This is a genomic window from Gordonia araii NBRC 100433 (assembly GCF_000241265.1).
GTDB classification, from domain to species: Bacteria; Actinomycetota; Actinomycetes; order Mycobacteriales; family Mycobacteriaceae; genus Gordonia; species Gordonia araii.
The window spans coordinates 1-25,528 of record NZ_BAEE01000019.1 but is presented as its reverse complement, the minus strand read 5'-3'; the positions used below and the strand labels follow the sequence as shown (position 1 = coordinate 25,528).

Annotated in this window: 30 protein-coding genes; 20 read left to right on the top strand and 10 right to left on the bottom strand. The window is 68.0% G+C overall.

Annotated elements, in window-relative coordinates; all coding sequences use genetic code 11:
• Positions 1–29 precede the first annotated feature (29 nt).
• The 3 genes from GOARA_RS03075 to GOARA_RS03065 are packed head-to-tail and all read left to right on the top strand — an operon-like array spanning position 30 to position 2,590.
• Positions 30–545 carry a PH domain-containing protein gene (locus tag GOARA_RS03075; RefSeq protein WP_083834760.1) on the top strand — a complete coding sequence of 172 codons (516 nt, stop codon included), beginning with the start codon at positions 30–32 and terminating at the stop codon, positions 543–545.
• Positions 542–1,219, top strand: coding sequence for a response regulator transcription factor (locus GOARA_RS03070; protein WP_007320825.1), 678 nt, complete (start codon positions 542–544; stop codon positions 1,217–1,219). Before GOARA_RS03075 ends, GOARA_RS03070 begins: the two co-directional genes overlap by 4 nt.
• Before the next feature lie 39 nt (positions 1,220–1,258).
• Positions 1,259–2,590: a HAMP domain-containing sensor histidine kinase gene (locus GOARA_RS03065; RefSeq protein ID WP_040521571.1), complete on the top strand. Its 1,332-nt coding sequence runs from the start codon at positions 1,259–1,261 to the stop codon at positions 2,588–2,590.
• Here the strand turns inward: GOARA_RS03065 and GOARA_RS03060 are convergent.
• Positions 2,562–3,122: a GtrA family protein gene (locus GOARA_RS03060; RefSeq protein WP_040521570.1), complete on the bottom strand. Its 561-nt coding sequence runs from the start codon at positions 3,120–3,122 to the stop codon at positions 2,562–2,564. The genes GOARA_RS03065 and GOARA_RS03060 overlap by 29 nt on opposite strands.
• 37 nt (positions 3,123–3,159) lie before the next feature.
• Between GOARA_RS03060 and GOARA_RS03055 the strand changes: the two genes are divergently transcribed.
• The 3 genes from GOARA_RS03055 to GOARA_RS03045 are packed head-to-tail and all read left to right on the top strand — an operon-like array spanning position 3,160 to position 5,841.
• The gene (locus GOARA_RS03055; RefSeq protein WP_373277720.1) at positions 3,160–4,386 is read left to right on the top strand and encodes a 5-(carboxyamino)imidazole ribonucleotide synthase; all 1,227 of its coding nucleotides are present in this window, start codon (positions 3,160–3,162) and stop codon (positions 4,384–4,386) included.
• Positions 4,379–4,906 (top strand): 5-(carboxyamino)imidazole ribonucleotide mutase, encoded by a 528-nt coding sequence (gene purE / locus GOARA_RS03050; protein ID WP_007320821.1) that lies wholly within the window; start codon positions 4,379–4,381, stop codon positions 4,904–4,906. The genes GOARA_RS03055 and purE overlap by 8 nt, the downstream gene beginning before the upstream one ends.
• Before the next feature lie 2 nt (positions 4,907–4,908).
• Positions 4,909–5,841, top strand: a complete 933-nt coding sequence (locus GOARA_RS03045; protein WP_007320820.1) for an SMP-30/gluconolactonase/LRE family protein — start codon at positions 4,909–4,911, stop codon at positions 5,839–5,841.
• 133 nt (positions 5,842–5,974) lie between these two features.
• Here GOARA_RS03045 and GOARA_RS03040 read toward each other — a convergent pair whose 3' ends face one another.
• The 4 genes from GOARA_RS03040 to GOARA_RS03025 are packed head-to-tail and all read right to left on the bottom strand — an operon-like array spanning position 5,975 to position 8,498.
• Positions 5,975–6,658 carry a GNAT family N-acetyltransferase gene (locus GOARA_RS03040; protein WP_007320819.1) on the bottom strand — a complete coding sequence of 228 codons (684 nt, stop codon included), beginning with the start codon at positions 6,656–6,658 and terminating at the stop codon, positions 5,975–5,977.
• Positions 6,659–6,673: 15 nt separating this feature from the next.
• Positions 6,674–7,300: a hypothetical protein gene (locus GOARA_RS03035; protein ID WP_007320818.1), complete on the bottom strand. Its 627-nt coding sequence runs from the start codon at positions 7,298–7,300 to the stop codon at positions 6,674–6,676.
• The gene (locus tag GOARA_RS03030; RefSeq protein WP_007320817.1) at positions 7,297–8,121 is read right to left on the bottom strand and encodes a dienelactone hydrolase family protein; all 825 of its coding nucleotides are present in this window, start codon (positions 8,119–8,121) and stop codon (positions 7,297–7,299) included. Before GOARA_RS03030 ends, GOARA_RS03035 begins: the two co-directional genes overlap by 4 nt.
• Positions 8,121–8,498, bottom strand: coding sequence for a nitroreductase family deazaflavin-dependent oxidoreductase (locus GOARA_RS03025; RefSeq protein ID WP_007320816.1), 378 nt, complete (start codon positions 8,496–8,498; stop codon positions 8,121–8,123). Before GOARA_RS03025 ends, GOARA_RS03030 begins: the two co-directional genes overlap by 1 nt.
• A 101-nt stretch (positions 8,499–8,599) precedes the next feature.
• Between GOARA_RS03025 and GOARA_RS03020 the strand changes: the two genes are divergently transcribed.
• Together GOARA_RS03020 and GOARA_RS03015 are read left to right on the top strand one after the other, a co-directional pair.
• On the top strand, positions 8,600–9,187 hold the full coding sequence (locus GOARA_RS03020) for a TetR/AcrR family transcriptional regulator (protein ID WP_007320815.1): 588 nt from the start codon (positions 8,600–8,602) through the stop codon (positions 9,185–9,187).
• A gap of 48 nt (positions 9,188–9,235) precedes the next feature.
• Positions 9,236–10,396, top strand: coding sequence for an acyl-CoA dehydrogenase (locus GOARA_RS03015; RefSeq protein WP_007320814.1), 1,161 nt, complete (start codon positions 9,236–9,238; stop codon positions 10,394–10,396).
• 85 nt (positions 10,397–10,481) lie between these two features.
• Here the strand turns inward: GOARA_RS03015 and GOARA_RS03010 are convergent, their stop codons facing one another.
• Complete coding sequence (locus tag GOARA_RS03010) at positions 10,482–11,135, bottom strand: YdcF family protein (protein WP_245548339.1); 654 nt, start codon at positions 11,133–11,135, stop codon at positions 10,482–10,484.
• A gap of 141 nt (positions 11,136–11,276) precedes the next feature.
• On the opposite strand from GOARA_RS03010, the gene GOARA_RS03005 reads away from it, so the two are divergent.
• Positions 11,277–11,900, top strand: a complete 624-nt coding sequence (locus GOARA_RS03005) for a GNAT family N-acetyltransferase (RefSeq protein ID WP_007320812.1) — start codon at positions 11,277–11,279, stop codon at positions 11,898–11,900.
• A 39-nt stretch (positions 11,901–11,939) separates the two neighbouring features.
• Positions 11,940–12,149: a hypothetical protein gene (locus tag GOARA_RS03000; RefSeq protein WP_007320811.1), complete on the top strand. Its 210-nt coding sequence runs from the start codon at positions 11,940–11,942 to the stop codon at positions 12,147–12,149.
• Positions 12,150–12,207: 58 nt separating this feature from the next.
• On the opposite strand, the gene GOARA_RS02995 is transcribed toward GOARA_RS03000, so the two are convergent.
• Together GOARA_RS02995 and GOARA_RS02990 are read right to left on the bottom strand one after the other, a co-directional pair.
• Complete coding sequence (locus GOARA_RS02995; protein WP_007320810.1) at positions 12,208–12,906, bottom strand: TIGR03089 family protein; 699 nt, start codon at positions 12,904–12,906, stop codon at positions 12,208–12,210.
• A 97-nt stretch (positions 12,907–13,003) separates the two neighbouring features.
• Entirely contained in the window at positions 13,004–14,881 is a 1,878-nt protein-coding gene (locus GOARA_RS02990; protein ID WP_007320809.1) for an LCP family protein, read from the bottom strand.
• 128 nt (positions 14,882–15,009) lie between these two features.
• Here GOARA_RS02990 and rfbD point away from each other — a divergent pair, with 128 nt between their 5' ends.
• The 3 genes from rfbD to manB are packed head-to-tail and all read left to right on the top strand — an operon-like array spanning position 15,010 to position 17,883.
• Positions 15,010–15,894, top strand: coding sequence for a dTDP-4-dehydrorhamnose reductase (gene rfbD, locus GOARA_RS02985; RefSeq protein ID WP_040521557.1), 885 nt, complete (start codon positions 15,010–15,012; stop codon positions 15,892–15,894).
• A gap of 10 nt (positions 15,895–15,904) precedes the next feature.
• Positions 15,905–16,813 (top strand): glycosyltransferase family 2 protein, encoded by a 909-nt coding sequence (locus GOARA_RS02980; protein ID WP_007320807.1) that lies wholly within the window; start codon positions 15,905–15,907, stop codon positions 16,811–16,813.
• Positions 16,810–17,883 carry a mannose-1-phosphate guanylyltransferase gene (manB, locus tag GOARA_RS02975; protein WP_007320806.1) on the top strand — a complete coding sequence of 358 codons (1,074 nt, stop codon included), beginning with the start codon at positions 16,810–16,812 and terminating at the stop codon, positions 17,881–17,883. Before GOARA_RS02980 ends, manB begins: the two co-directional genes overlap by 4 nt.
• 15 nt (positions 17,884–17,898) lie before the next feature.
• Here manB and GOARA_RS02970 read toward each other — a convergent pair whose 3' ends face one another.
• A complete protein-coding gene (locus tag GOARA_RS02970; RefSeq protein ID WP_245548338.1) occupies positions 17,899–18,507 on the bottom strand; it encodes an O-methyltransferase in 609 nt (202 codons plus the stop codon).
• A gap of 205 nt (positions 18,508–18,712) precedes the next feature.
• Between GOARA_RS02970 and sigE the strand changes: the two genes are divergently transcribed.
• The 4 genes from sigE (at position 18,713) to tatB (ending at position 21,741) form a co-directional block, all read left to right on the top strand.
• Entirely contained in the window at positions 18,713–19,315 is a 603-nt protein-coding gene (gene sigE, locus GOARA_RS02965; protein WP_007320804.1) for an RNA polymerase sigma factor SigE, read from the top strand.
• Positions 19,316–19,415: 100 nt separating this feature from the next.
• Complete coding sequence (locus tag GOARA_RS02960; RefSeq protein WP_007320803.1) at positions 19,416–19,814, top strand: zf-HC2 domain-containing protein; 399 nt, start codon at positions 19,416–19,418, stop codon at positions 19,812–19,814.
• Positions 19,814–21,304: a S1C family serine protease gene (locus tag GOARA_RS02955; protein WP_007320802.1), complete on the top strand. Its 1,491-nt coding sequence runs from the start codon at positions 19,814–19,816 to the stop codon at positions 21,302–21,304. Before GOARA_RS02960 ends, GOARA_RS02955 begins: the two co-directional genes overlap by 1 nt.
• Before the next feature lie 8 nt (positions 21,305–21,312).
• Positions 21,313–21,741, top strand: a complete 429-nt coding sequence (tatB, locus tag GOARA_RS02950; protein WP_007320801.1) for a Sec-independent protein translocase protein TatB — start codon at positions 21,313–21,315, stop codon at positions 21,739–21,741.
• Positions 21,742–21,761: 20 nt separating this feature from the next.
• Here tatB and GOARA_RS02945 read toward each other — a convergent pair whose 3' ends face one another.
• Positions 21,762–22,904 carry an Mrp/NBP35 family ATP-binding protein gene (locus GOARA_RS02945; RefSeq protein WP_007320800.1) on the bottom strand — a complete coding sequence of 381 codons (1,143 nt, stop codon included), beginning with the start codon at positions 22,902–22,904 and terminating at the stop codon, positions 21,762–21,764.
• A gap of 248 nt (positions 22,905–23,152) precedes the next feature.
• Here GOARA_RS02945 and GOARA_RS19640 point away from each other — a divergent pair, with 248 nt between their 5' ends.
• The 3 genes from GOARA_RS19640 to GOARA_RS20870 all read left to right on the top strand — a co-directional run.
• Entirely contained in the window at positions 23,153–24,202 is a 1,050-nt protein-coding gene (locus GOARA_RS19640; protein WP_007320799.1) for a hypothetical protein, read from the top strand.
• Between the two features lie 15 nt (positions 24,203–24,217).
• Positions 24,218–24,940, top strand: coding sequence for a hypothetical protein (locus tag GOARA_RS02935; protein ID WP_007320798.1), 723 nt, complete (start codon positions 24,218–24,220; stop codon positions 24,938–24,940).
• 55 nt (positions 24,941–24,995) lie between these two features.
• The coding region (locus GOARA_RS20870; RefSeq protein ID WP_444542542.1) for an Rv0361 family membrane protein at positions 24,996–25,528 on the top strand (533 nt) is incomplete at its 3' end.

Below are 25,528 nucleotides of genomic sequence, written 5' to 3'. Positions count from 1 at the left end.
CAGTCTAGGCGCGTCATATGCTCGACGGCATGGGATACCCCGAGGAGAACCTGGCCCCCGGCGAGACCGTGGTGCTGCATCGACACCCCCACTGGAAGCTGCTGGTGCCCGCCTTCCTTGCCTTCGCCATCGCCACGCTGATCGCGGGAATCCTCGTCGGCATCGTCACCGGTTCGACGTTGACGGGCGCCGGGCGGATGTCGGCGCTCATCGCCATCGGCGTCTTCTGGGGACTCGCCCTGTTCTGGTGTTTTCTGCGGCCGCTGGTGTCGTGGGCAACCACGCACTTCGTCATCACCGACCGGCGGGTCATCTACCGCAACGGCATCGTGACCCGGTCGGGCATCGACATCCCGCTGTCGCGGATCAACACCGTCGAGTTCCGGCACGGATTGCTGGATCGGCTGATGCGCACCGGGACGCTCGTGATCGAGTCCGCCTCCGACGAGCCGCTCACCTTCCACAACATCCCCAACGTCGAGCGCGTGCATGCCTTGCTCTACGAGGAAGTGCTCGAGGACCACGACCTGCCGGAGGTTCGATGACGGAGGTGCTGCTCGCCGAGGACGACGCCGCGATCGCCGAGCCGCTGGCCCGGGCGCTGACCCGCGAGGGATACGGGTGCGTCGTCGTCGACGACGGGGTGACCGCCCTCGAGCAGGCGGTCGATCCGCGTTTCGAACTGCTCGTCCTCGACCTCGGTCTGCCGCGGATGGACGGTCTGGAGGTGTGCCGCGAGCTCCGCACCCGCCGTCCCGACCTGCCGGTCCTGATGCTCACCGCGCGCACCGACGAGGTGGATTTCGTCGTCGGCCTCGACGCGGGCGCCGACGACTACGTCGGCAAACCGTTCCGACTGGCGGAGCTGCTGGCCCGGGTGCGCGCGCTGCTGCGCCGCAAGCCGATGCTGGCCGACGAAGTCCTCGTCGGGGGTGACATCTCTCTCGACACCAGGGCGCGGCGCGTCCTGGTCGACGGCGAGGACGTCGTGCTGGCCAACCGCGAGTTCGACCTGCTGCAGTTCCTGATGGAACGGCCCGGGCAGGTCGTGAGCCGGGAGGAACTGGTCTCAGAGGTGTGGGGATCGGCCGATCTGCGGTCGTCGAAGACCCTCGACATGCATGTTTCCTGGCTGCGCCGCAAGATCGGCGACGATGCGGGCGACCGGCCGCGGCACATCGTGACCGTGCGAGGCATGGGCTTCCGGTTCGATGCTTGACGACCCGGCCGCCGGCCCCGCGATCGATTCGGGGCGCTGATGCGCAGGCGGATCCGCACGTCGATGATCGGCATGGTGCTGATCGTCGGGATCCTGCTCGGCATTCCGCTCTCGGTCATCGCGTGGTGGTGGGTCGCCGACAACACCCACCAGGACCTGGATCTGAGGCTCAAGCACATCGCCAGCGAGCTGATCCAGATGGAGGGGCCGGGCGGCGAACTCGACGCGGCGGCGCTCACCGCGTCCCGGCTGGGACTGCTCATCCCCGAAAGCGGACAGTTGCGCGTCACCCACCACATCCCGGCCGGCACGTCGGACAAGACGGGGCCGCTGGTCACGACGACGCTCGGCAAGCCGATCGAGGGCCGCGAGTTCACCGACGCGATCAACCTCGGCGAGGCGGGCACGGTCGAGCTGGCGATTCCGATGAGCAACGTCCGCCGGGACCAGTGGGTCGGGGTCGCGATCGTCGCAGCGGTCGTGGTCGCGTCGGTCGGCGCGGGTGTCGCCGTCGCGACCGTCACGGCGCGGCGACTCGCCGATCCGCTGACCAGGGTCGCCGACCGGGCGTCGGCGATGGCGCGCGGCGACTTCCGCTCGGAATGGCCCGAGTACGGGATACCCGAGCTGGACCGGGTGTCGCGGGCCCTCGGCGCGGCCAACACCGAGATCGCCACGCGCCTGGACCGCGAGGGCGGGATCGTCGGCGAGGTGTCGCATCAGCTGCGGAGCCGGCTGACCGCCATCCAGCTGCGCCTCGACGAACTCGCGATGCACCCCGATGCCAACGTCGTGGCCGAGGCCGAGGCGGCCGCCAGCCAGGTCGATCGGCTCACCCGGGAACTCGACCAGATGGTCGTCGCGTCACGGATCAGCGAGGACGCACCGGCCGCAGCGGTCGACGCGGAGGAGATGGTCGAGACCCTGGTGGCCGACTTCGAGCCCGCCTTCGCCGCGGCCGAACGCGAGGTGGTCACCGTCCGGCGCGCCGGACCCGCGGTGGCGTGGACGGCGCAGCCGAGCCGCCTGCGGGAGTCGCTCGCGGTGCTGCTCGACAACGCGCTGCACCACGGGCGCGGCACGGCCACGGTGACGATCGACGCGCTGGAGTCGGCGGGCATGCTCCGCGTCGCGGTGACCGACGAGGGGCCGGGCGTGCCCGACGGTCTCGTCGACAAGATCTTCCGCCGCGGATTCACCGGCGGCGTGTCGACCGGCACCGGCGTCGGGCTGTCGCTGGCTCGCGCTCTGGTGGAGGCCGACGGCGGCCGGCTGGAACTGACGTCGCGCCGTCCGCCGGTGTTCACGATCGTGGTCCCCGCGGCGGCGCCGGCCGAAGCGGTCAGGCGTGACCGAGTTCCTCATCGCTGAGTTCGGCGAAGGAGGGCTGCGGGTCGGTGGAGCCGCCCTCGCCGGCCGCGGGCACCATCTCCGGGAAGGCGAAGCGGCGCAGCGCCCAGAACCGGAAGGCCATCTGCAGCAGATTGCCGATGATGTAGGCGAGCACGAAGTCGAGAATCGCCAGGCGGAGCCCCTCGGGAGCCTCGCGCATGTCGAACAGGTTGTTGGCCACCCAGAGCGGCGCCGCCGCCAGCAGCACGCCGATTCCGCTGATCGCGAAGAAGAGCAGGGCCTCGTGGTGGACCTCGCGGCCGCCGCGGTTGTTGAACGTCCACTCGCGGTTGAGGATGTAGCTCAGGATCGTCGCGATCACGCCGGAGATGATCTTGGCGACGGTGGGTTTGCCCTCGAGGATCGTGTAGGCGAGCGGATAGAAGATCGCCATGTCGACGATGAACGTCGTGCCTCCGACGATGGCGAACTTGATGAGTTCGCGGTGGCGCAACGCGATCCGGTGCAAAGGACCGGGGAGAGCGTTGATCACGTCGTTGACGAATGGCACAAGGTGCAAGTCTAGGGGAATCGGTTGCCATGACAGGATGGACGCCGTGTTACAACGCAGTTCGACGATGCCGGTGGTGACCATGATCGGCGGCGGCCAGCTGGCGCGGATGACCCATCAGGCGGCCATCGCGCTGGGCCAATGCCTGCGTGTCCTGGCCTCGTCCGAGACCGATCCGGCGGCACAGGTCAGCGCCGAAGTGGTCATCGGATCGCATGATGACCTCGACGACCTGCGCCGGGCGGCCGCGGGTGCGAACGCGCTCACCTTCGACCACGAGGGGGTTCCCCTCGATCATCTCGTCGCGCTGGAGAACGAGGGCGTCACGGTGCTGCCGCCGTCGAAGGCCCTGCGTTTCGCCCAGGACAAACTGGCGATGCGGACGCGCCTGTCCGAACTCGGTCTGCCGGTGCCCGACTTCGTCGATCTCTCCGGCGATCCGGCCGCGGCGCGGGAGCGCCTGCGCGACTTCGGCGCGCGGCACGGGTGGCAGATCGTCCTCAAAGCGGTTCGCGGCGGCTACGACGGGCGCGGCGTATGGCTTCTCGACGACGAGCAGCAGGCGCTGACGGTGTTCGACGGCGCCGACGACGCGACCCGGTTGATGGCCGAGGCGAAAGTCTCGATGCGCCGCGAGCTGTCGGCGCTGATCGCGCGCTCGCCGTTCGGGCAGGGCGCCGCATGGCCGGTGGTGGAGACGATCCAGCGGCACGGCCAGTGCGCGGTGGTACTGGCCCCCGCGCCCGATCTGCCCGCCGAGGTCGCCGAGGCCGCCCAGCAGATGGCGCTGCGTCTGGCCGACGAGTTGGGAGCGGTCGGGGTGATGGCGATGGAGCTGTTCGAGACCACCGACGGCGAATTGGTGGTCAACGAGCTGGCAATGCGCCCGCACAACAGCGGCCACTGGACCATGGACGGGGCGGTCACCTCCCAGTTCGAACAGCACCTGCGCGCGGTCCTCGACTACCCGCTGGGCGCGACGGACGTGCTCGCCGGTCCGGTCGTGATGGCGAATGTGCTGGGGGCCGGCGAGGCGCCCGCGATGTCGATGGACGAACGGGTCCACCACCTGATGGGCCGGATGCCGCAGGCGCGGATCCATCTGTACGGAAAGGCCGAACGGCCCGACCGCAAGATCGGGCATGTCAATATCGTGGGAACGCCGGGGGCGTCGATCGCCGACGTCCGCGAGCGCGCGGAACTCGCGGCGACCTGGCTGTCGACCGCGGTGTGGACGGACGGATGGGATGCGCACGATGACTGAACAGCAGGGGACCGGACACGGAGGTTCGCGCGTCGGGCTGATCATGGGCAGCGACTCGGACTGGCCGACGATGACCGCGGCCGCCGAGGCGCTGGCCGAGTTCGACGTGCCCTTCGAAGTCGGCGTCGTCTCCGCCCACCGCACCCCGCAGAAGATGCTCGACTATGCGAAGAACGCCGCGGGACGCGGGATCTCGGTCGTCATCGCCGGGGCCGGCGGCGCCGCGCACCTGCCCGGGATGGTCGCGTCGGCGACACCGCTGCCGGTGATCGGCGTACCCGTGCCGCTCAAGCATCTCGACGGGATGGACTCGCTGTTGTCGATCGTGCAGATGCCCGCGGGTGTGCCGGTGGCGACGGTGTCGATCGGCGGGGCGCGCAACGCCGGACTGCTCGCCGTGCGGATCCTCGCCGCGGCCGACCCGCACCTGCGGCAGCGGATGACCGCTTTCCAGGCCGACCTCGCCGCGATGGTCGCCGACAAGGATGCCGCGCTGCGCCAGCGGCTGTTGGGGGAATGAGAATGGCTACCGCTCAACGACTCTCACCCGTCCGGGTCATTCCCGTCGGAGGCAAGGGCCCCGAGGACGTCGTGGTCGCGCGGGACGGCACCGTCTACACCGGGCTCGAAGACGGGCGCCTGCTCGCGATCGACCCAGCGTCGGGTGCGGTGACGCATGTCGCCGCGACGGTTGGCCGGCCGCTGGGCATCGAACTCATGCCCGACGGGCGCCTCCTGGTCGCCGACGCCCACGAGGGCCTGCTCCTCGTCGACCCGGCCGACGGGGCGATCGAGCCGCTGGTCACCGAGATCGCCGGCAAGCCGATGGTGTTCTGCAACAACGCGGCGGTGGCCTCCAACGGCGACATCTGGTTCAGCGACTCGTCGACCTTGCACCCCATCGAGCGCTGGAAGAACGACCTGGTCGAGAACACCCGCACCGGGCGGCTGTTCTGCCGCGGCGCGGGCGGATCGGTGACCACCGTCCTGGGCGGACTGGCCTTCGCCAACGGCGTGGCGCTGGCCGCCGACGAGTCCTTCGTCTGCGTCGCCGAAACCACCGCGCGGACCGTCGTGCGCTGGTGGCTGAAAGGTCCGAAGGCGGGCAGCCGCGACTATCTCGTCACCGACTTGCCCGGCTACCCGGACAACATCGCCCGAGGGAGCGACGGGCTGATCTGGGTCACGATCGCCTCCCCGACCGAGGCCATCGTCTCCGGGCTGCACCACGGGCCGATGGCTCTGCGCAAAGCCGTGACGAAGCTGCCCGACTTCCTGCAGCCGAAGCCGAAACAGACGGTGCGGGTCCAGGCCTACGGCGACGACGGCCGGCTGGTCCACGACGTGCACGGTGACGCCACGAACTTCCACATGGTCACCGGCGTCCGCGAGCACGACGGCCAAGTGTGGCTGGGCAGCCTGGAGACCGAAGTCGTCGGCGTCATCGAGCTGTAGGCGTTCCCGGGACTCCGGACAAATCCGCCGAGTGGGCACCTCACCTCCGCCGAGTGGGCACCTCACCCCCGCCGAGTGGGCACCTCACCCCCGCCGAGTGGGCACCTCACCTCCGCCGAGTGGGCATCGGCGCTCACGGAACTTCGACGATCTCCAGATCCACTTCGTCGACGAGTGCGAAGCCCATCCGTTCGTAGAGCGCTCGGGCCGGATTGTCGCCCGTCGTATGCAGGAACGGCAGGTCGCCTCGATCGGTGATTTGCGCGCCGACCGCGCGGATGAGCCGCTCGCCCAGGCCGCGCCCGCGTGCGTGCGGCGCCGTCGCGACGGCGCTGATCTCGCCCCAACCGGGCGGTCGCATTCGTTCGCCGGCAATGGCGACCAGTCGCCCGTCGTCGTCGCGGATGCCCAGATAGCGACCGAGTTCGATGGTGCGGCGGGAGAACGGCCCGGGCTGCGCCTCGTCGATCAAGGCGAGCATGTCGTCGACGTCGGCCGGTCCTAAGACTTCCGCCTCGTCGTCGGGCCGGGTGTCGACCGCGGCACCCGAATACATCACCAACCGGAAGACTCGCAGCACGCGCCAGCCGTCGGGCAGGGGCGTTCGCCGCCGCCGCAGCCCGACCGTCGCACCCGGGCCGGCCAACTCGCGAAGGTCGGCCCAGTCCTCGTCGGCGAGTTCTTCCGGGTGGGCGTAGAAGACCGACACCTCGGGGTCGTAGCGGCTGATCCGGCCGCGCTGCTGGGCGAAGGATGCGTGCGGACCGCGCAGGGCTTCCCCGACGGGGTCGGCCAGTACCCCGAGTTCTGCGCGCATGGATTCAGCTTGGCATCACCCGGAACACGGGTTGTAGCCGGGGGCGACGCTGTCGGAGAGCAGGCGCGGGTAGGCCCCGGGCGGCAGGCTGCCGCGAACCGCGTTGAACCGGGCGCACACGTCGCCGGCAGGTGCCGCGAACACGGCGTAGAACGGCTGACCGTTGTCATCGACGGACCGGATCGACGAGCACGCGGCCTGGCTGTGCAGATAGTCGACGGCTCCCAGCGGGCCGAACTCCCAAGGCTCGACCCACTTGCGCACTTGTTCGCGCAGGTCGGGCGCCGTGACCGAGATCGACTCCAGGAAGACGACAGTCTGTCCGGTGCAGCGCGGGACGACGAGCGGACGGCTCAACCCCAGATCGCGGGCGTCGGCGGGTGCTGGCGATGCTCGGGCCGTCGAGGTGACGGTCTCGGTCACCGTCGTCGGGGAGACGGGCGCCGCCGAGCCAGACTCCCCGATGGCAACCGGCTCCGGAGCGGGCCCGGAGCGGAACGCTAGGAAGGCACCGACGAGCGCGATGGCGACGACTACCGCGCCCGCCGGGACCAGCCAGAACCACCGGCGGGCACCTCTCGCCGACGACGCGGTTGGCGGTGTTCGCGGGAAGTGCTCGTCGTGCGGGAACTGGTCGCTCACGCGGACACGCCCAGCTTTTCGGTGAAGAAGGCGAGGACCTGGTCGAGGGCCTCGCGGGTGGGCTCGCCGGGTTCATCGATCAGATGCTCGGTCACGACCGAGTGCGGTGGGATCATCGCAGCCGGATTGGCCGCCGAATCGGGGAGTTCGACGCCGATGAAGGCGTCCCCGAGTTGTTCGCGCAGGAACGCGAAGCGATCCGCCGGCGAGAGCCGGTCGCCTTCGAATCGCATCCCCATCACCTGCAAACCGGCGGCGCAGCGCACTTTGACGCGCTCGAGATCGTCGTCGGAGATGTCGATGTTGCGCGCGTTGCCGACCGGGCGCAGCGGTAGTGAGGGCTGCGACAAGACCGGCGCGATCATCGTGTCGTCGACCGCCATCGCAAGGGCGAAACCGCCGGTCAGGCACATGCCGATGGCGCCGACACCGGGGCCGCCGCAACGCTGGTGCGCCTCTCGTGCCAGAGCGCGGAGCCAGGTGACGACGGGCGAGCTGCGCCCGGTAGCGAGGATGGTGAACTCGCGGCTGACGCAGACCTTCTTGAGCAGGCTGCCGGCCATCTTGGCCGAGTTCGCCATGTCGGCCGGCTTGGCCGACGGTCGAGGATCGTGCCCGTCGATGCCGAACAGCGACGGTACGAACACCGTGCAGCCGGCGTCGGCGACCCGGCGCGCGAAGTCGGCCACCAGCGGCGTGATGCCGGGGATCTCGGCGATCACGATCACGGCGGGGCCGCTGCCCTTGACGTAGACGGGGTGGGTCTTGCCGTCGGCGGTGAACTCCTCGACGGTGAAGTCGTCGAGCGAATCGCGCGGCATCACTGGTCCTTGAGGATCGTGCCGTTGAGCACGTAGTCGAATCCGCGTGCCGGAATACGCGCGCCCTTGGCGATGTCGGGGGAGTCCGACGGGATGACGCGCGGGCCGACGACGGTGTGCCGCTTGTTCTTGCGGACGATCTCGAACCGGCCGGCGGCCTGGATGTTCTTCACCCAGTCCGTAGTGGGCCCGTAGGTCAGGACGATCGAGAGCCGGTCACCCTCCACCCACGCGAGAACGGGAATCGAGTATCGCGTGCCCGACTTGCGTCCCACGTGCTCGACCATCGCCCACGGTGCGAGGTAGGGCGCCCATCGGCGCTGGATCGGATTGGTCACCTTCTTGTTGAAGCGCGCTACCGCGTAAGGAATTCTCATGGCACTCAGTGTGGCCTATGACACCCTCGGCGCGCGCGTTTGCGGTCGAGTGCGAGGCGGCGCGGGTGTCCGGTGCCGGTCGATGCGCGATACTGGGGAGCATGACGACCACCGACGCGGAGCCGCTGGCGACCGACAGTGCGGTCGGATTCCGGATGCGCGTGGTCGCGGAGTCGACTCGGTTGTTCTCCGAGCAGGGCTACGACGCGACGACGGTGGACGAGGTCGCGGCTGCCTCCGGCACCTCGCGGCGCACGCTGTTCCGGCTCTTCCATTCCAAAGAGGACCTGATCTTCGTCGATCACGAGACACTGCTTGCGCAGGTCGAGGCTCATCTCGACGATTCCGACGCCGAGCCGTGGCTGGCGGTGTGCGGGGGAGCGAAGCTGGTGTTCGCCCACTACGCGACCCATCGCGACCTCGCCGTCAGGCGGTACGCGATCGTGTCGCAGACGCCGGCCTTGCGTGATCGCGAGTTGGTCGCGACCTACCGCTACCAGCGGCTTTTCGAGGATTTCTTGCGCGCTCGCGTGCCCGATATCGCGCATGAACGGATCATCGCCTTTTCCGCCGCGGTTACCGGGGTGCACAACTATCTGTTGCGTTCGCTGCTGCGCGGTGAGGCCGGCGCGACGCCCGAGCATCTCGACGCTGAGCTGCGAATGTTGTGCGACGCGCTGGTGCCGTGATGAACTATGGAGACACGAGTTGGCACTCAGTGCCAGGAGGAGTGAACGATGGCCGGCAACCCAGACTTTGACCTGTTCCAGCTTCCCGAGGAGCACGTGGCGCTGCGCGAAGCGATCCGGGCACTCGCCGAGAAGGAGATCGCCCCCTACGCGAAGGAAGTCGACGAGAAGGCTCGCTTCCCCGAGGAGGCCCGCGAGGCGCTCGTCGCCAGCGGTTTCAACGCGATCCACGTCCCCGAGCAATTCGACGGCCAGGGCGGTGACTCGATCGCGGCGTGCATCGTGATCGAAGAGGTCGCGCGCGTCGACGTCTCCGCGTCGCTGATCCCCGCGGTCAACAAGCTCGGCACCATGGGCCTGATACTGTCCGGCGACGCCGCGCTCAAGTCCAAGGTCCTGCCGTCGATCGCGTCGGGCGAGGCCATGGCCTCGTACGCACTGTCGGAGCGTGAAGCCGGCTCCGACGCGGCGTCGATGAAGACGCGCGCCCGCAAGGACGGCAACAGTTGGGTGATCAACGGGTCCAAATGCTGGATCACCAACGGCGGACAGTCCACCTGGTACACGGTGATGGCGGTGACCGACCCGGACAAGGGCGCCAACGGAATCTCCGCGTTCATGGTGCACAAGGACGACCCGGGCTTCACCGTCGGCCCGCTCGAGCACAAGCTCGGCATCAAGGGCAGCCCGACCGCCGAACTCTACTTCGAGAATTGCACGATCCCCGACGACCGCATCATCGGCGACGAGGGCACCGGCTTCAAGACCGCGCTGGCCACCCTCGACCACACCCGCCCGACGATCGGCGCGCAGGCCGTCGGCGTCGCCCAGGGCGCGCTCGACGCGGCCATCGCCTACGTCAAGGAGCGCAAGCAGTTCGGCAAGACGATCAGCCAGTTCCAGGGGGTCGAGTTCATGATCGCCGACATGGCGATGAAGGTCGAAGCCGCGCGACTGATGGTCTACACCGCCGCCGCCCGCGCCGAGCGCGGCGAGAAGAACCTCGGGTTCATCAGCTCCGCGTCGAAGTGTCTGGCCTCCGACGTCGCGATGGAGGTGACCACCGACGCGGTCCAGCTCTTCGGCGGCGCCGGATACACCACCGACTTCCCGGTGGAGCGGATGATGCGCGACGCCAAGATCACCCAGATCTACGAGGGCACCAACCAGATTCAGCGCGTCGTGATGAGCCGCGCTTTGTTGCGCTGATCGATTCACCGAACGCAACAGAGGCCGTCGCGGATTTCCGCGACGGCCTCTGCCGTGCTCGAGTCGCTCTGTGTGCTGAAGCGGGTTAACTCGAGCCCATCGAGCCGAGTCCACCAGAACTCGACCCGGAGCCGTTGCCGTAGCCGGGTACCACGCCGGACACCGGCATGGAACCGTTCACGGCGCTGCGGAAATTGATCATCGCGCGTCGCAGATGGTTATGGCTGGTCACGACGACGACGCCGGTTGCTCGCCCGCGAAACAGCATCGGCGCGACGAACTTGGCGTTCTGCGCCGTCGAGCGCGACCGGTTCTCCGTCGCGATGCGGTGCGCGGGGATGCCGTGCCGGACCAGCCAGGTCTTCATGGCCTGGGCCTCGCTCTTGCCCGCGCGACGGTTGGTCATGCCGCCGGTCGTGATGATGCCCGCGGTGGGGAAGCCCCGGGCCAGCTGCAACGCGGCCTGCAGGCGCGGAACCAGGACGTTCGGGACCCGGCCGTTGTTGTTGAGGCGGGCGCCGAGAACCACGATGCGCGTACCGATCGGGTTCACATTCAGAATGACCGGCGGTCGTGGCGTGAGCGCTTCGATCTGGGAGCAGGTTTTGATGACCTGGTAGTTGGGAATCTGACATCCGGTGGTCGAAAGGAGACCGTTGTAGAGGACCGGACCGTCGGCGTGTGCTGTTGGTGCGGATACCGAGTTCAGCACACCGCCGACCGTGGCGGCGACGGTCAATGCAACAACCCCAAGCTTCACTTTGCGCAACACGCGTCCCAACGTAACGAGCCGATTGCGACGGTGGCCACGGCTGTTCGGCAACCGATGCCGCGCCTTAATCCGATTGTGAGGCGGTCGTTGCGCTGCCAGGCTGGGCTCATGGCCACGATCCTGCGAACCGAGCGCCTGACTCTTCGTCCCCCGCACGAAGGCGATATCGAGCCGATCTTTCGCGCTTGCCAGGATCCCGATATCCAGCGGTTCACCCTCGTTCCGGTGCCATACACCCGCCAGGACGCTGAGCACTTCGTGTTCGTCAGAGCTCCATCTGCGGGCTCAGTGAGAAGGGTGATCACTCTCAGCGCGGGAGACGATGAGCCGATCGGATGCATCGGTGTTGTCCTCGATGAGGACACCGGCTCTCTGGGTTACTGGTGCGCCCGCGAGCACCGGGGCAATGGGTATATGAGCGAGGCGTTGTCGGCAGTCATCGATGACGCGCTGAGCGCTGACGGACTGGGGTTGCGCCGGCTGACGTGGTCGGCGTTGCCCAACAATGCCGCGTCGGCCCGAACTGCTGCCCATGCGGGGTTTCGCTACACGGGGATCGGGTCCGAGCACGCAGCAGGACGCCACGAACAGGTGTTTACTGCCGAGCTAACGGTCGCTGATGATCGCAAGCCGCAGCATGGCCCGTGCTGGAGCACCAAGACCGAGTGGGCACGTCGCCCACGGATCAGGTGCCCACTGGGCGGGGTTGAGGTGCCCACTCGGCAGGGGTGAGGTGCCCACTCGGCGGGGGTCGATACGATCGAGCGCGCTATGAGTACCTTGCCGCTCGCGTCATCGTGGGATCCCGCCGCCCTCACCTTCGGAGTCACGATCTATGCCGCCGCGATCCTCGTCTGTCTGGGTGTCGGCGTCAGCGCGGCAAGTCGTCGACGTCGCCGTCTGGCAATCGCCATGGCGGCGGCCGTCGCCGTGCTCACCGTCCTGGGCGTGATCGTGGCGGTGCTGTCGAGCATCCACTGAAAGGTCTCAGCAAGGGGCGGCGTGCGGCACTTGCGGGATTACGTCGCCGGTCGCGGCATCAGCGCAGAGTGACGGTGGCGCGTTCGGTCTCGGCTCGCGCGGCGAGCTTCTCCTCGTCGGGATTCGCGACGGCGATCAGGCTCGCGCCGACCGCCAGCGGCGCCACCAGGTTCTCGACGATCCCGTCCGCGTCGCGCCAGCTCCGCGTGCTGAGCACACGCGATCCGCTGGCGATGCCGGCCGCGGTGGCGGTGGCCTGTGCGGCATCGAGGACCTGGAGTGCTGACCGGTCACCCAGGGAGGGGCCGGCGTCGGCGCCGGGGGCGAAGTTGTCGCTGTGGATGCGCACGGACGGGCCGTAGTCGAGCACCCCGACGGGCAGACCGGGAACGCCCATCCCGAACGGATCGAGCGACGCGACGATCGTCTCGCTCGCGTCGGGGTGCTCGTCGAGCCGGTCGGCGGTGGTGACAACGACGTCGCCCGACCCGCCGGGTAGTTCCACCGCCGCACCGGCCCACCAGGCACCGAGCAGGATGGCCGCGGTCTGCCAGTGCTCGGGCAGATCGACCACAACGGCGTCGCCGGGCATCAGGCCCAGCTCGTCGCGGAAGAAGTTGGCCGTCTTCGCCGCCCAGTTTCCCAGCGTGAGCGCGGAGAGCTCGGTGCGCTCGCCGGTGCCGTCGTCGTAAAAGGTCAGCATCGGGCGAGTCGGGTCGGGAGTCGCGGACAGGACCGCGTCGGTTATCGAGGCCACGACGTCAGAGTAGGGGCGGCAAATTTCTTCCGCTACACGGGCGTGCGGGGACGATATGTCCACGAACCGCCCTGGAGCGGATGAATATTGTCGCCGATCAGTTCACACACATCGGTCCGCGTGCCGACGCGGTGATCGGGGCGCCAGCGGAACCCACGCGTTCGGCCTTCTGGCGCTTGGCGTCGGCGACGCGCTGGGCATCCGGCTGCGGTCCGGTGTCCATGATGGAGCCCGGCCCGTAGTAGGTGTTGGTGAGCACGACGCGGACCTGGCGCTCGGGCAGGCTTTGATCGGCGCGGATGGCCACACCGCCCAGGGCCGAGGACAACTGCTTGACCGTCGAGTCGTCGGCGTCGTGGGCGAAGATGATCGAGTCGCGTTCGTTGAGCGGCTTCGTCGACGTCTTGCCGGTGCGATATCCCTTGGCCGTCAGGACGTTGGAGACGTTCGCGGCCAGCCCGTCGATCGTGCCGGCGTTGACGACGTCGATGGTGTAGGCCTCTTTGCCCTGGCGCTTCTTCGGCTCGTCGCCGGTCAGCAACTCGTCGGTGAACTCGTGGACGGCTTGGGGATCGATCTTGACGATGGACTGCCCTTCCTCGCTCCAGCCCTCCTCGGTCACGATCGGGATCGTGGCGAACCGGACCTTTCCGCCGGAGAGGTCGCGCAGCTTCTCGGCGAAGGCCAGGATGTCCCAGTTGTCGTCGATGATCACCGAACGGGAGATCGCGACCTGAAGCTTGTCCATCGTCTTCGGGTCGGCGAGCACTCTGGCCGACAGCATCTTCTGTGCGAGCGAGGCCATGAACACCTGCTGGCGCGTGATGCGGTCGAGGTCGCCGCGCGGCAGGCCGTGACGCTGACGGACGAAGCTCAGCGCCTTGGGGCCGTTGAGGACTTGGCGTCCTTTGCGGAACTTGGCGCCCGAATAGCGTTCCCGCACCGGGTTCTTGAGGCAGACTTCGACGCCGCCCACCGCGTTGGTGAGGAGTGCGAAGCCGAGCAGACCGACCTCGGCGTAGTGGTCGACTTCGACTCCGGTCAGCTTGGCGACCGTGTCGATAAGCGCCTTGCGCCCGGCCTGCGTGCCGTCGCGCTCGGCCTTGTCCGGATTGCCGCCGGCCTCGACCGCGCTCCGCCGCACCTTCTCCTTGGTGGCGCCGTAAGCGGCGTTGATCTTGCTCATGCCGATCCCGGGCACGTCGACGTAGGCGTCGCGGGGGATGGAGATCGCGGTCGCCGACGAGCCGTTGTTCGGTATCCGGATGAGCAGGATCGTGTCGGTGTTGGTCGAGGTCTCGTCGCCGGACCGGAGCCAGCGCAGCTCACGGCGGGTGAGGGGCACGCCCTTGGCGTCGGTGCGGGAGTCGGTGCCGACGAGCAAGAGGTCGACGGCACCGTCCTGGCCGCCACCGAGGTTCAATCCGGCGAGCTGGGTGATGGAGCCGGTCACTTCGGACGCCGAGCGCCAGCTGTACGCGCCCAACGCCAGCGAGGCGACCGAGACAAGGGCGACGATGACCTGTCCGACCCGATGCGCTCGCCGGCGACCACCGGCTCCTCCGAGGATGTTCCGCCACTGCATCGGCGGTTTCGGCGGCGGTGGTGTCTCGGCCGCGCTGGGTGCGGATTCCGGCGTCGCCGGTCGCGACGCCTTGGTCGGCTTCGCCTGTTGCGGCTTCCTGACGGGTTTCGCCTGCTGCTGCTGCTTCTTGGCGGGCTTGGCCCGCTGGGGCTCTCCGGTGTGGATTTCGCCGGATGACGTGCGGGTCGGGCGCCCCTTGCGGCCGGGAACGCGCTGGGGTGCTGGGCGGCGTTCGGGGGCCGGGGCGCGCTGCGGGCGCCGTGGACGGCCCTCGCGCTGTTCGGGCTCCGGGGCCCGGCGGGCGCGCTGCTCGTCGTTGGGAGCGCGACGCGGCTGGGCATCGGGCGCAGGGCGGCGCTGACCGCGACGTGTCGGGGTGGTTCTCTCCACGACGGACCCGTTCTCCCTTGTTTCTCCAGAGGCATCTGTTACCAGTGTTCCTAAATCACTCTACTGATGCATTTGGGGATAACGGGGGAGCGCAACGCCGAGAGAGTCGCATCGGCGAAGATGGGGCCATGCGTGTTTTCGTCACCGGCGCCGGCGGCCAAGTGGGCCGCGCGCTGCAGTCCACCCTTCCCGCCGAGGTGGAGTTCATCGGACTGTCATCGTCGGATCTCGATATCAGCGACGACGCGGCAGTCGCGGCGCAGGCGTGGGCCGGCGGGCGTATGGGCAAGGCAGATGTCGTCGTCAACTGCGCCGCCTACACCCGCGTCGACGATGCCGAGTCCGACGAATCGGCCGCGACGGCGGTGAACGCGACGGGACCCGTCAACCTGGCGACGGTGACCGCGGCGACCGGTGCCCGACTGGTACACCTGTCCACCGACTACGTCTTCGACGGTCCGGCGGCGCCTGCGTCACCGGACCGATCGACGCCGTACGAGCCCGGCGACACCGCCGGTGAGCCGCCCAGCGTCTACGGACGCACCAAGCTGGCCGGTGAGCGCGGGGTGCGCGCCGCCGACCCGGCGGCGACGATCGTGCGCACCGCGTGGGTCTACACGGGCGGCCGCGACGACTCCGACTTCGTCGCGACCATGCGACGCCTGGGTGCCGAACGCGACCGCCTCACCGTCGTCGACGACCAGCTCGGATCGCCCACCTACGCCGTCGACCTGGCCCGTGGCCTGTGGGAGCTGATCGAGAACAACACGGGCCGCGGCGCGATCCTGCACGCCACCAATGCCGGCGAGACTACGTGGTGCGGGCTGGCGAAAGCCGTCTTCGCTGCCACCGGACTCGACCCCGACCGTGTCTCGGCGTGCAGCACCGCCGACTACCCGCGTCCGGCGCCGCGTCCGGCGTATTCGGTGCTCTCGACCCGATCATGGGCCGACGCGGGTCTCACGCCGCTGCGCGATTGGCGCGATGCGCTGTCGGCCGCCCTCGTTCGTTAGGCTGTCCGGCGTGACTGATCAGCTCGCCGTCGTGACGGTGACGTACTCATCAGGCGACTACGTCAAGTCGTTCCTGGACACCCTCGCGCTGGCGACCGACGCCGATCCGCGGGTGGTCATCGCCGACAACGGTTCGACCGACGGCGCCCCCGAAGCCGCCGAACGCGACTATCCGCGCGTCACCCTCCTCCACACCGGCGCCAACCTCGGCTACGGCGGTGCGATCAACCGCGCCGTCGCCGAGATCGACCCGGAGGTCGAATTCGTCGTCGTCGCCAACCCGGACGTCGCCTGGGGACCGGGTTCGCTCGACGAGCTGGTCGCCGCCGCGCGCCGGTGGCCGCGCGCCGGATCGCTCGGTCCGCTGATCCGCGAACCGGACGGCTCGGTCTACCCGTCGGCTCGGCAGGTGCCCAAACTGGTCTCCGGCACCGGGCACGCGCTGCTGGGCGCCGTCTGGAAGAACAACCCGTTCACCCGCGCCTACCTCGACGAGGAGCGCACCGACACCGAACGTCCGGTCGGCTGGCTCTCCGGCTCGTGCTTGCTGTTGCGCAGGGAGGCGTTCGACGCCGTCGACGGATTCGATTCGCGCTACTTCATGTACATGGAGGACGTCGACCTCGGCGATCGCCTGGGTCGCGCCGGCTGGCAGAACGTCTTCGTTCCCAGCGCCGAGATCCTGCACACCAAGGGTCACGCTGCCAGCAAGAACCCCGAGCTCATGCTGCCGGCCCACCATCGCAGCGCCTACCAGTTCCAGGCCGACCGTAACCCCGGCCCGCTGCGCGCGCCGCTGCGATGGGGGCTGCGCGCGGGATTGGCGATACGATCACGGGTCGCCGTGCGCCTGGCGCGGCGCGAGCTCGACCGGGCCGCGCGATCGGGCGACGGCGCGGACCTAGGAGGACACCAGTGACCAAGGACGTGCAGGCCGTCATCCTCGTCGGCGGGAAGGGCACCCGGCTGCGCCCGCTGACGCTGTCGGCGCCCAAGCCGATGCTTCCGACTGCGGGTAAGCCGTTTCTCACCCACCTGCTGTCGCGGATCAAGGCGGCCGGGATCGACGACGTCGTGCTGGGCACCTCGTTCAAGGCCGAGGTCTTCGAGGAGCACTACGGCGACGGCGAGTCGCTGGGAATGAACCTGCGCTACGTCACCGAGGTGGAGCCGCTGGGCACCGGAGGCGGAATCCGCAACGTGCTCGAGGAGTTGCACGCGCCCGACATCCTCGTCTTCAACGGCGACGTCCTCGGCGGCACCGACGTCGGCGACGTCCTGGCCACCCACCGCCAATCGGGTGCCGACGTCACCCTGCACCTCGTTCGAGTGGGGGATCCCCGGGCCTTCGGTTGCGTGCCGACCGACGAGAACGGTCGCGTCACCGCGTTCCTGGAGAAGACTCAGGACCCGCCGACCGATCAGATCAACGCCGGCACCTACGTTTTCCGCCGCGAGGTCATCGAGGCCATCCCGACCGGACGACCGGTGTCGGTCGAGCGCGAGGTGTTCCCCGAGCTGCTGGCGCGCGGGCGACACGTGCAGGGGCACGTGGACCAGTCCTACTGGCGGGACATGGGGACGCCGGAGGACTTCGTGCGCGGTTCGGCCGATCTGGTCCGGGGAATCGCACCGTCGCCGGCCCTCGGCGACCGCTGCGGCGAGTTCCTCGTACAGGAGGGTGCCACCGTCGGACCGGGCGCCGTCCTGATCGGCGGAACCGTCGTGGGCGCGGGAGCGACGGTCGGCCGGCGGGCGCGGCTCGACGGGGCGGTCGTGTTCGACGACGCGGTCATCGACGAGGGCGCCGTCGTTGAACGGAGCATCGTGGGCCGTGGCGCGCGCATCGGCCGGCGCGCGCTGGTGCGCGACACCGTCATCGGCGACAAGGCGAGCATCGGCGCCGATTGCGAACTGTTGCGCGGTGCCCGGGTGTGGCCCGCGGTGGAGATCCCCGACGGCGGGATCCGGTTCTCGACCGACGTGTAGCGCGGCCGGAGGCGCTCAGCGCGCCTTGGCCGCCGCCAGCAGACCGGTGCCCAGCGGGATGATCACCGGCAGGAATCGGTCGTCGTCGGCGACGACGAGCGCGGCCTCGCGCACCGCGTCGGCGACCGGCCCGGTGTGGCTGGGATCCATCGCGTCGGCTTGGTGGAGGACGACCACCCCGCCCGGCCGCAGGATGCGGATCGCCTCGGTCACGTAGCGCGGGTGATCGAGCACCTCGCCGTCGAGGAAGACCAATTCGTAACTCGCATCGGCCAGACGCGGCAGGACCTCGGTCGGCGAGCCGTTGATGAGGCGGGTCCGGCCGACGGGGATGTCCGCCGCGGTGAACGCTTCGCGCGCCGCCTGCTGATACTCCGATTCGGGATCGATGGTGGTGAGGACCCCGTCGTCGGCCATGCCGGCGAGCAACCACAGACCCGAGACTCCGACGCCGGTGCCCACCTCGACGACCGACTTTGCACCCGCCGCGCGGGCCAGCAGCGCCAGCATCGCGCCGACGGCGGGGGAGATGGTCGGAGCGCCGAGTTCCTGGGCGCGGCCCCGGGCGGCGACCAGGGCCTCGTCCTCGACGATCGCCGACTCGACGTAGGTGTTGTCCGTCACGACTATGAGGGTAGGCCACCAGCGTCCCGGATCCTTAGCCAACACTCAGGCCGCTCATACAGCCGCCACAATCCGGTCGGCAAGGGTGAGGGGCAGACAAACGTCGACACCATGCCGATGAGGAATACCCGCTCGGCTCCGTGGCGTTGACCGTGAACGAGTCGGCTGCCAGCCAGCCGACCGCGAAAGGGGACGAGCACAGCGCATGACGACCCGGTCCACCGAGCAATCTGAATCCACCGAGGCCGTCACCGGCACCGCGCGTTTCGACGCGACCGGCGACGCGAGCCTGATGCCGTCATGGGACGAGCTGGTGGCCGAGCACGCGGACCGTGTTTACCGACTCGCCTACCGGCTCTCGGGCAACCAGCACGACGCCGAAGACCTCACCCAGGAGACCTTCATCCGGGTGTTCCGCTCGCTGTCCTCCTACCAGCCGGGCACCTTCGAAGGATGGCTGCACCGGATCACCACCAACCTCTTCCTCGACATGGTGCGCCGGCGCGCCAAGATCCGGATGGAAGCGCTGCCGGAGGACTACGACCGTGTTCCCGGCGACGACCCCGACCCGCAGCAGATCTACGCCGACGCCAACCTTGACCCCGTCCTGCAGGCCGCGCTCGACCAACTCGCACCGGAGTTCCGCGCCGCCGTCGTCCTCTGTGACATCGAGGGACTGTCCTACGAGGAGATCGCGACGACGCTGGGCGTGAAGATGGGCACGGTCCGCAGCCGCATTCACCGCGGTCGCCAGAGCATCCGCGATTACCTGGTCGCCAATCGCGCGGAGTGCGCACTGTCGCGCTGAGCCGTCATTCGCCCGACCCCGGGAACCGCGCTGCGCGGAGAATCGTTGGTAGGTTCGGATAAGCTGCAAAGAGCAGGTGGCCAACAGCGTAGGAGCGGCGGTGAACTTTCTGGATCCGGGTCGATGGACCCCGGCGGCATCGTCGCTACGCCCGAATCAGGACTACCGGGCTCCCGGCACGCAGGGCGGTCGTCCGTTCGCGTCGACCGAACACTTGTCGCCGGAGGCCGTCGCGGCCTACGTCGACGGTGAGCTGGCCGGTACCGCGGTGGCCCGCGCCGACGCCCACCTGAAGCTGTGCGCCATGTGTGCCGCAGCTGTCGATTCGCAGACGGCCGCGCGCGCCGCACTGCGGGAGAGCGGGTCGGCGATCACGGCGCCGATGGATCTGCTCGGGCAGCTCTCGCGCATCCCGACCCGCGAGTTCGATGTCAACCAGGTCGCGGCGCGTGTCGAGGAATCGTCGCGCCCGCGAGGATTCTTTCGACGAGGCCGTTAGTGACCAACGAAGAGTGGGCCGCCCGAGGCGCCCCGATCCCTCCGCGCGCCCCGCTGGCGAAGCCCGGGCCGCGACACGCCCCGATCTCGCCGCAGACGACGGCCGTGTTCGGCCGGCCCGCCGGGGTGAGTGGATCGTTCGACGCAGCGGCATCGGAGGCTCCCGACCGGCCGCAGCCGACCGTCGCCGCGCCCGACCCGGTGCTCGCTGAGGCCTTCAGCCGCCCGAGCGACGCGACCGAGAGTCTTTCGCGCGACCCCGACGCGCGCTACGGCGAGGTCGAGGAGCCCGAAACCCCGGATGACCCGTGGCGCGACCCGGACAGCCAGGCACATCTCGCGGCGCCGGCCAAAGCCCGCCCGGAATCCGTCGACCCGGTCGATCCCGGGCCGAAGCTGGGAATTCGCGAAGTGCTTCTCGGCCAGCGCATCGCCTGGCCGGCCCTCCTCACCCTTGGCGCATTGGCGCTGGTCATCGGCCTGCTCGGTGGTCTGGTCGTCGCTTTCGGCACGTCGGGGGACTCTTCGTCGCGCGGCGAGACGGTCACGTTGCCGGCACACGACGACAAGGGCGGCGAGGAACCTCGGTCCGCTGTCGCGCGGGTCGTGCGCGCCGTCGAGAAGGCCGTCGTCGCGATCGACGTGCGCACATCGGGCGGTTCGGGGACCGGATCTGGCGTGGTCATCGACAAGTCCGGCTACATCGTCACCAACAACCACGTGGTGGCCATGGCCGCCGACGACAAGGGGGCGACGACGGAGGTCGTGTTCTACGACCGCACTCGCGTGCCGGCGCGCATCGTCGGCCGCGACCCCAAGAGCGACCTGGCCGTCGTCAAGGTCGACAACGTCAACAACATCAGCGTCGCGGCCCTCGGCGACTCGGACAAGCTGCAGATCGGCGAGGATGTCGTCGCTTTCGGCTCGCCACTCGGGCTGGACCGCACCGTCACCAGCGGCATCGTCAGCGCGGTCAACCGCGCGCTGTCGCTGCCCCCGGGCGACGACGGTGCCACCGACGCGGTGATCGACGCCATTCAGACCGACGCGGCCATCAACCCCGGCAACTCCGGTGGGCCGTTGGTCGATTCCCGGGCCCGGGTGATCGGGATCAACACGATGATCCAGACGACCAGTGGCGGCTCGATGGGTCTGGGCTTCGCTATCCCGATCAACCAGGTCCGCCCGATCGCGCAGACGATCATCGCGCACGGCAAGATCGTGCATCCGCAGATCGGCCTCAACTCGGTGTCCGTCCGCAACCAGCGGGTGCTGGGGGCTGAGGTGCGCAACGTGGTGGAGGGCAGTCCGGCCGAACGGGCGGGGATCCGCGAGAAAGACGTGATCACCCAGTTCAACGGCCGCCCGATCGAGTCCTCCGACGAATTGGCCGTCGCGGTCCGCGGCACGAAGGTCGGGGAGAAGGTCGACTTCTCGTATTGGCGTGACGGCCGCACGTTCCGCGGGTCGATCGTTCCGGCTGGCGACTAGGGCGCGACGTGTTCGCCAATCTGGGCTGGGGAGAGGTCGTGGTGCTGATCGCCGCGGGCCTGATCATCCTCGGCCCGGAACGCCTCCCCGGGGCCATCGCGTCGATGATGAGCTGGATCCGCAAGGCCCGTGACTACGCGACCGGGGCGACCGCCGACCTGCGCAAAGAGATGGGATCGGATTTCGACGATCTGCGCGAGCCGCTCAACCAGCTCAACGAACTGCGGTCGATGAACCCCCGCAACCTGGTGGCGAAGCACCTGCTGGGTGGCGATGACTCGCTTCTCGACCCGAAGACCTACACCGAACTGCCCGAGCCGAAGACGACCGAGCCGTCGCCGACCCCGCAGCCCCCCGCGCCGGAGCGCCGGGAGTTGCCTGCGATGGCGCCGAAGTCCGGTCAGCGGCATTCGGTGACCGACTGGGACGCCACGTAGATCCGGCTGATTCCTCGCCGCTACCCGTGGCGGGTCGTGTCGATCCCCAGGCTCATCCCGGCCAGTCCGCGACGCTGCACCGCGAGCTTTTCGGCGATGGCGCGCAACGCCGATCCGGCGGGGGAGTCCGGTGCGGACAGCACGACCGGGACGCCCGCGTCGCCGCCCTCGCGCACCGACGTCTCCAGCGGAACCTGGCCGAGGAGCTTGACGTCGGCACCGATCGCCCGGCTGAGGCGTTCGGCGACGCGTTCGCCTCCGCCCTCGCCGAACGGCGTCATGCGCGTACCGTCGGGCAGCTCGAGCCAGGACATGTTCTCCACGACGCCGAGCACCTTCTGCCGCGTCTGCAGCGCGATCGCCCCGGCGCGTTCGGCGACTTCGGCGGCCGCCTGCTGCGGCGTCGTGACGACCAGGATTTCCGCGCCCGGGATGAGCTGGGCGATGGAGATCGCGACGTCGCCGGTGCCGGGCGGAAGGTCGAGCAGCAGGATGTCCAGGTCGCCCCAGTAGACGTCGGCGAGGAACTGCTGCAGGGCGCGGTGCAGCATGGGCCCGCGCCAGGTGACCGGGGTGTTGCCGTCGGTGAACTGGCCGATCGAGATGAACTTCACCCCGTGCGCGATCGGCGGCATGATCATCTGCTCGACCTGGGTCGGTTTGGCGTCGTTGCCCAGCATGCGCGGCACCGAGTGCCCGTAGATGTCGGCATCGAGGACGCCGACCGACAGCCCTCGCTGGGCCAGCGCGGCCGCCAGGTTGACCGTCACGCTCGACTTGCCGACGCCGCCCTTGCCGGAGGCGACCGCGTAGACCCGCGTCAGCGATCCGGGCTGGGCGAAAGGAATGACGGGCTCGGATCGGTCGCCGCGCAGCTTCTTGCGCAACTCGGTGCGCTGTTCGTCGTCCATGACGTCGAGATCGACGTTGACGGCGCCGACGCCGGGGACGTCGGCGACCGCGGTCCGCACCCGGTCGCTGATCTCGGTGCGCATCGGACAGCCGGAGGTGGTCAGGTACACGACGACCTCGACGGCGTTGTCGGTGCCGACGGCGATCGACTTGACCATCCCCAGATCGGTGATGGGTTTGCCGATCTCGGGGTCGTCGACCTTGCTGAGTGCCGCGCGGATCGCGGATTCGGAGGGGGCTGTGCTAGTCATCGCTTCCAGCTTAGTCCTCGTGCTGAAGGGTGCCTGCTTCGCGCAAGTGAGCCAGGTCGTGATCGACCGTAAGGTGCAAGTGTCGTCGGCTACCCCCAGCGCTGGTAGCAGTGATCGGCATGGTGGGTCTCGTGACCGGGCAGCCGACGCTGGTCGCACTGGGTGACTGTGTCTACTGTTCAGCGCGTGTCTGAATGGCAGTCTATGCTTTGCCGAGCCTGCTCACCGAGTGAAAGCGACCCCGTACTGTGACCGATCGCAACGAACGGCGTCGACGAACGTTCCTGGCGCTAGTGACGACGCTGGCCGTCATCTTCGGTCTCGTGACCGGACAGACGGCGATCGGGACGTCGGCGTCCTGGGCTGATCCTGCACCTGTTCCGGCCCCTGCTCCTGCTCCTGCTCCCGTGCCGACTCCCAAAGCCGTGCCCGGTACTGGCGCGAAGCCGCAGCTCTGCGCTGCGCCGGCCGCCGAGACCAACAGGCTTCAACAGAAGGTCGCCGAACTCCGCGGCCGGATCGCGACTCATAATGCCGCCGGGAGCGGTGTAAACACTTACGACAAGTCCCAAGTCGATCTGTATAACGCGAGGGCCAGGCAGCTCAACAGCGAAAAGGAAGCGCTCAACGCCGAAATAAGTGCCGCCAAAGGACGCATGGCGACATGTAATTTCACCGCCGGGAAGCTAGAGGCGTATGGGCCGCCGCTCGTTGCGTTATCAGATGCTACGAGAAGAAGGTTGGAAGCTGCGAGGGATCGGTTATCAAAGGAGTGGAATGGGTACTCGACTCAGTCTATGCCTCGCCTACCAAATGGAAATGTCTATGTCCCGAGCGATTCGCCAATTCGTGAACTCTGGGACATCTACGACCGCGAAGCAAGGACACCCGTCTACCCTTATCCTTCAGACATGCTGTTGCAGGGCGAGCCAAAGCCTTCTCCAACCGATATTAATCCGGCAACAGGGAGGCCGTTCGGCGCTACTAAGGCCAAGATCGGACCGAATAGGGGGACGGCCGCGGTCAGTCCAGACCATATCGTTCCGAAGGTCGAAGTCCTGCAGATGCCCGGCTTCACGAAGTTGACAATTGATCAACAGTGGTGGCTTATGAATTCGCCATTGAACCTTGCATGGCTAAACCAAACGACGAACAGAATGAAGGGTTCGCGTGATGTCGAGCGTATGTCCGGGATAGAAGAGGAATGGCAGCGAAAGTACAAGCGGCTGCAGGATTCGATACGTATCCAGATACAGGAGATAATCGATCGATTTATTGAGGCCAACGGTCTTAGCTGAGAGAAGGTGTGCGAAGTGCAGGAGTTCGATCAGGCGCAGTTGGAAGCCGTCTTTGCCAACTACGACGGGGGTGTACCCTCCTTCTACGATCTGTCTACCGGTGACCCCTCGCGACTTCCGGAGTCGTGGGAGGTGGTTGCGGCGTCGGGTGACCCGGAGGAGCGCAAGCAAGCTGCTTTCGCCCAATGGAATGCTGATTTTCTTGGGCAGCTTCCGCGATTCGCGGCTGCGAAGGAGGAAGCACTTATTGATGTTCGCGTGATTGATGTTCCCGACGACGATCATCCTTGGATGATGTATGCGTTTGAATGTATTGGTGGCGATTTGGGTGTGTGGACTGGCTTCAGTCCAACTACGTTCGGCGACAACGATCCTCCTTTTTTCGACGCACTACCCCCTTCCGTGCAGACCTTTCTGCGAACGGTACATGCAGGATTTGCTGCTGAGGACAGTGAATCGTTTGGGTTGACTCCTCCGCAATATATGATGACTTTCGCTGAATGGATGGACTTTCCCGAGGGAATTCCAGATTGGGAGAATCTGTTTACGTGGGATTGTTGCGATATTGTCGATTCTCGTCGCCTTGTTAGGGTGACTGGCATTCCTTCGGATGTGGACCTGTTCGTATCGCCTGATTTGGAAGTGGGACAGGCTATCAGAAATAACGGCGTGGAGCTTACGCTTGGTCGGCTCTTTGACGAGCTGGATCAACTCATGGCTGTACGTCTGGAGCGCTAGATTGACGAATTCGCTGCCGCATCCGTCCGGACCGCAACCTCCACCCCCGGGGTATATGCCACCGCCACAGACGCCTCCACCGGTCGGGGGGTCGTATCAGGGCGGCAATCCAGCTTCTCCACCTCCACCCGGGCTACTCGGACCACCTCCGCCTCCCGGACCGGGATGGTCAGGGCCACCGCCGGGCATGATGCCGCCGCCTGGGCCTGGCTGGTACGGACCGCCGCCGCCTCCGCGGTCCCGGAAGGGGTTGTGGGCCGGTCTCGCCGGTGTGCTGGTGGTCCTGATTGTTGCGGTGTGCGCGACGCTGTATTTCGTGTTCGGGTTCGGGATGAGCGACTCCGACAAGATCAGCAAGACGATCAACGGCTTCGCCGAAGCCGTCGACACGATGAACACCCCGAAGACGCTGAGCCTGTTGTGCGAGTCCGAAGCCCGGCAGATCCGGGAACACGAGGATTACGACCCGAACGATGACAGCACGATCGACCCCCTCGAACGCAGGCCGGTGAACATCTCCAATCTCAGAATCAACGGCGACGTCGCGCACGTGACGGTCACCCGCCCACCGGGCCGGCCGCACGAATA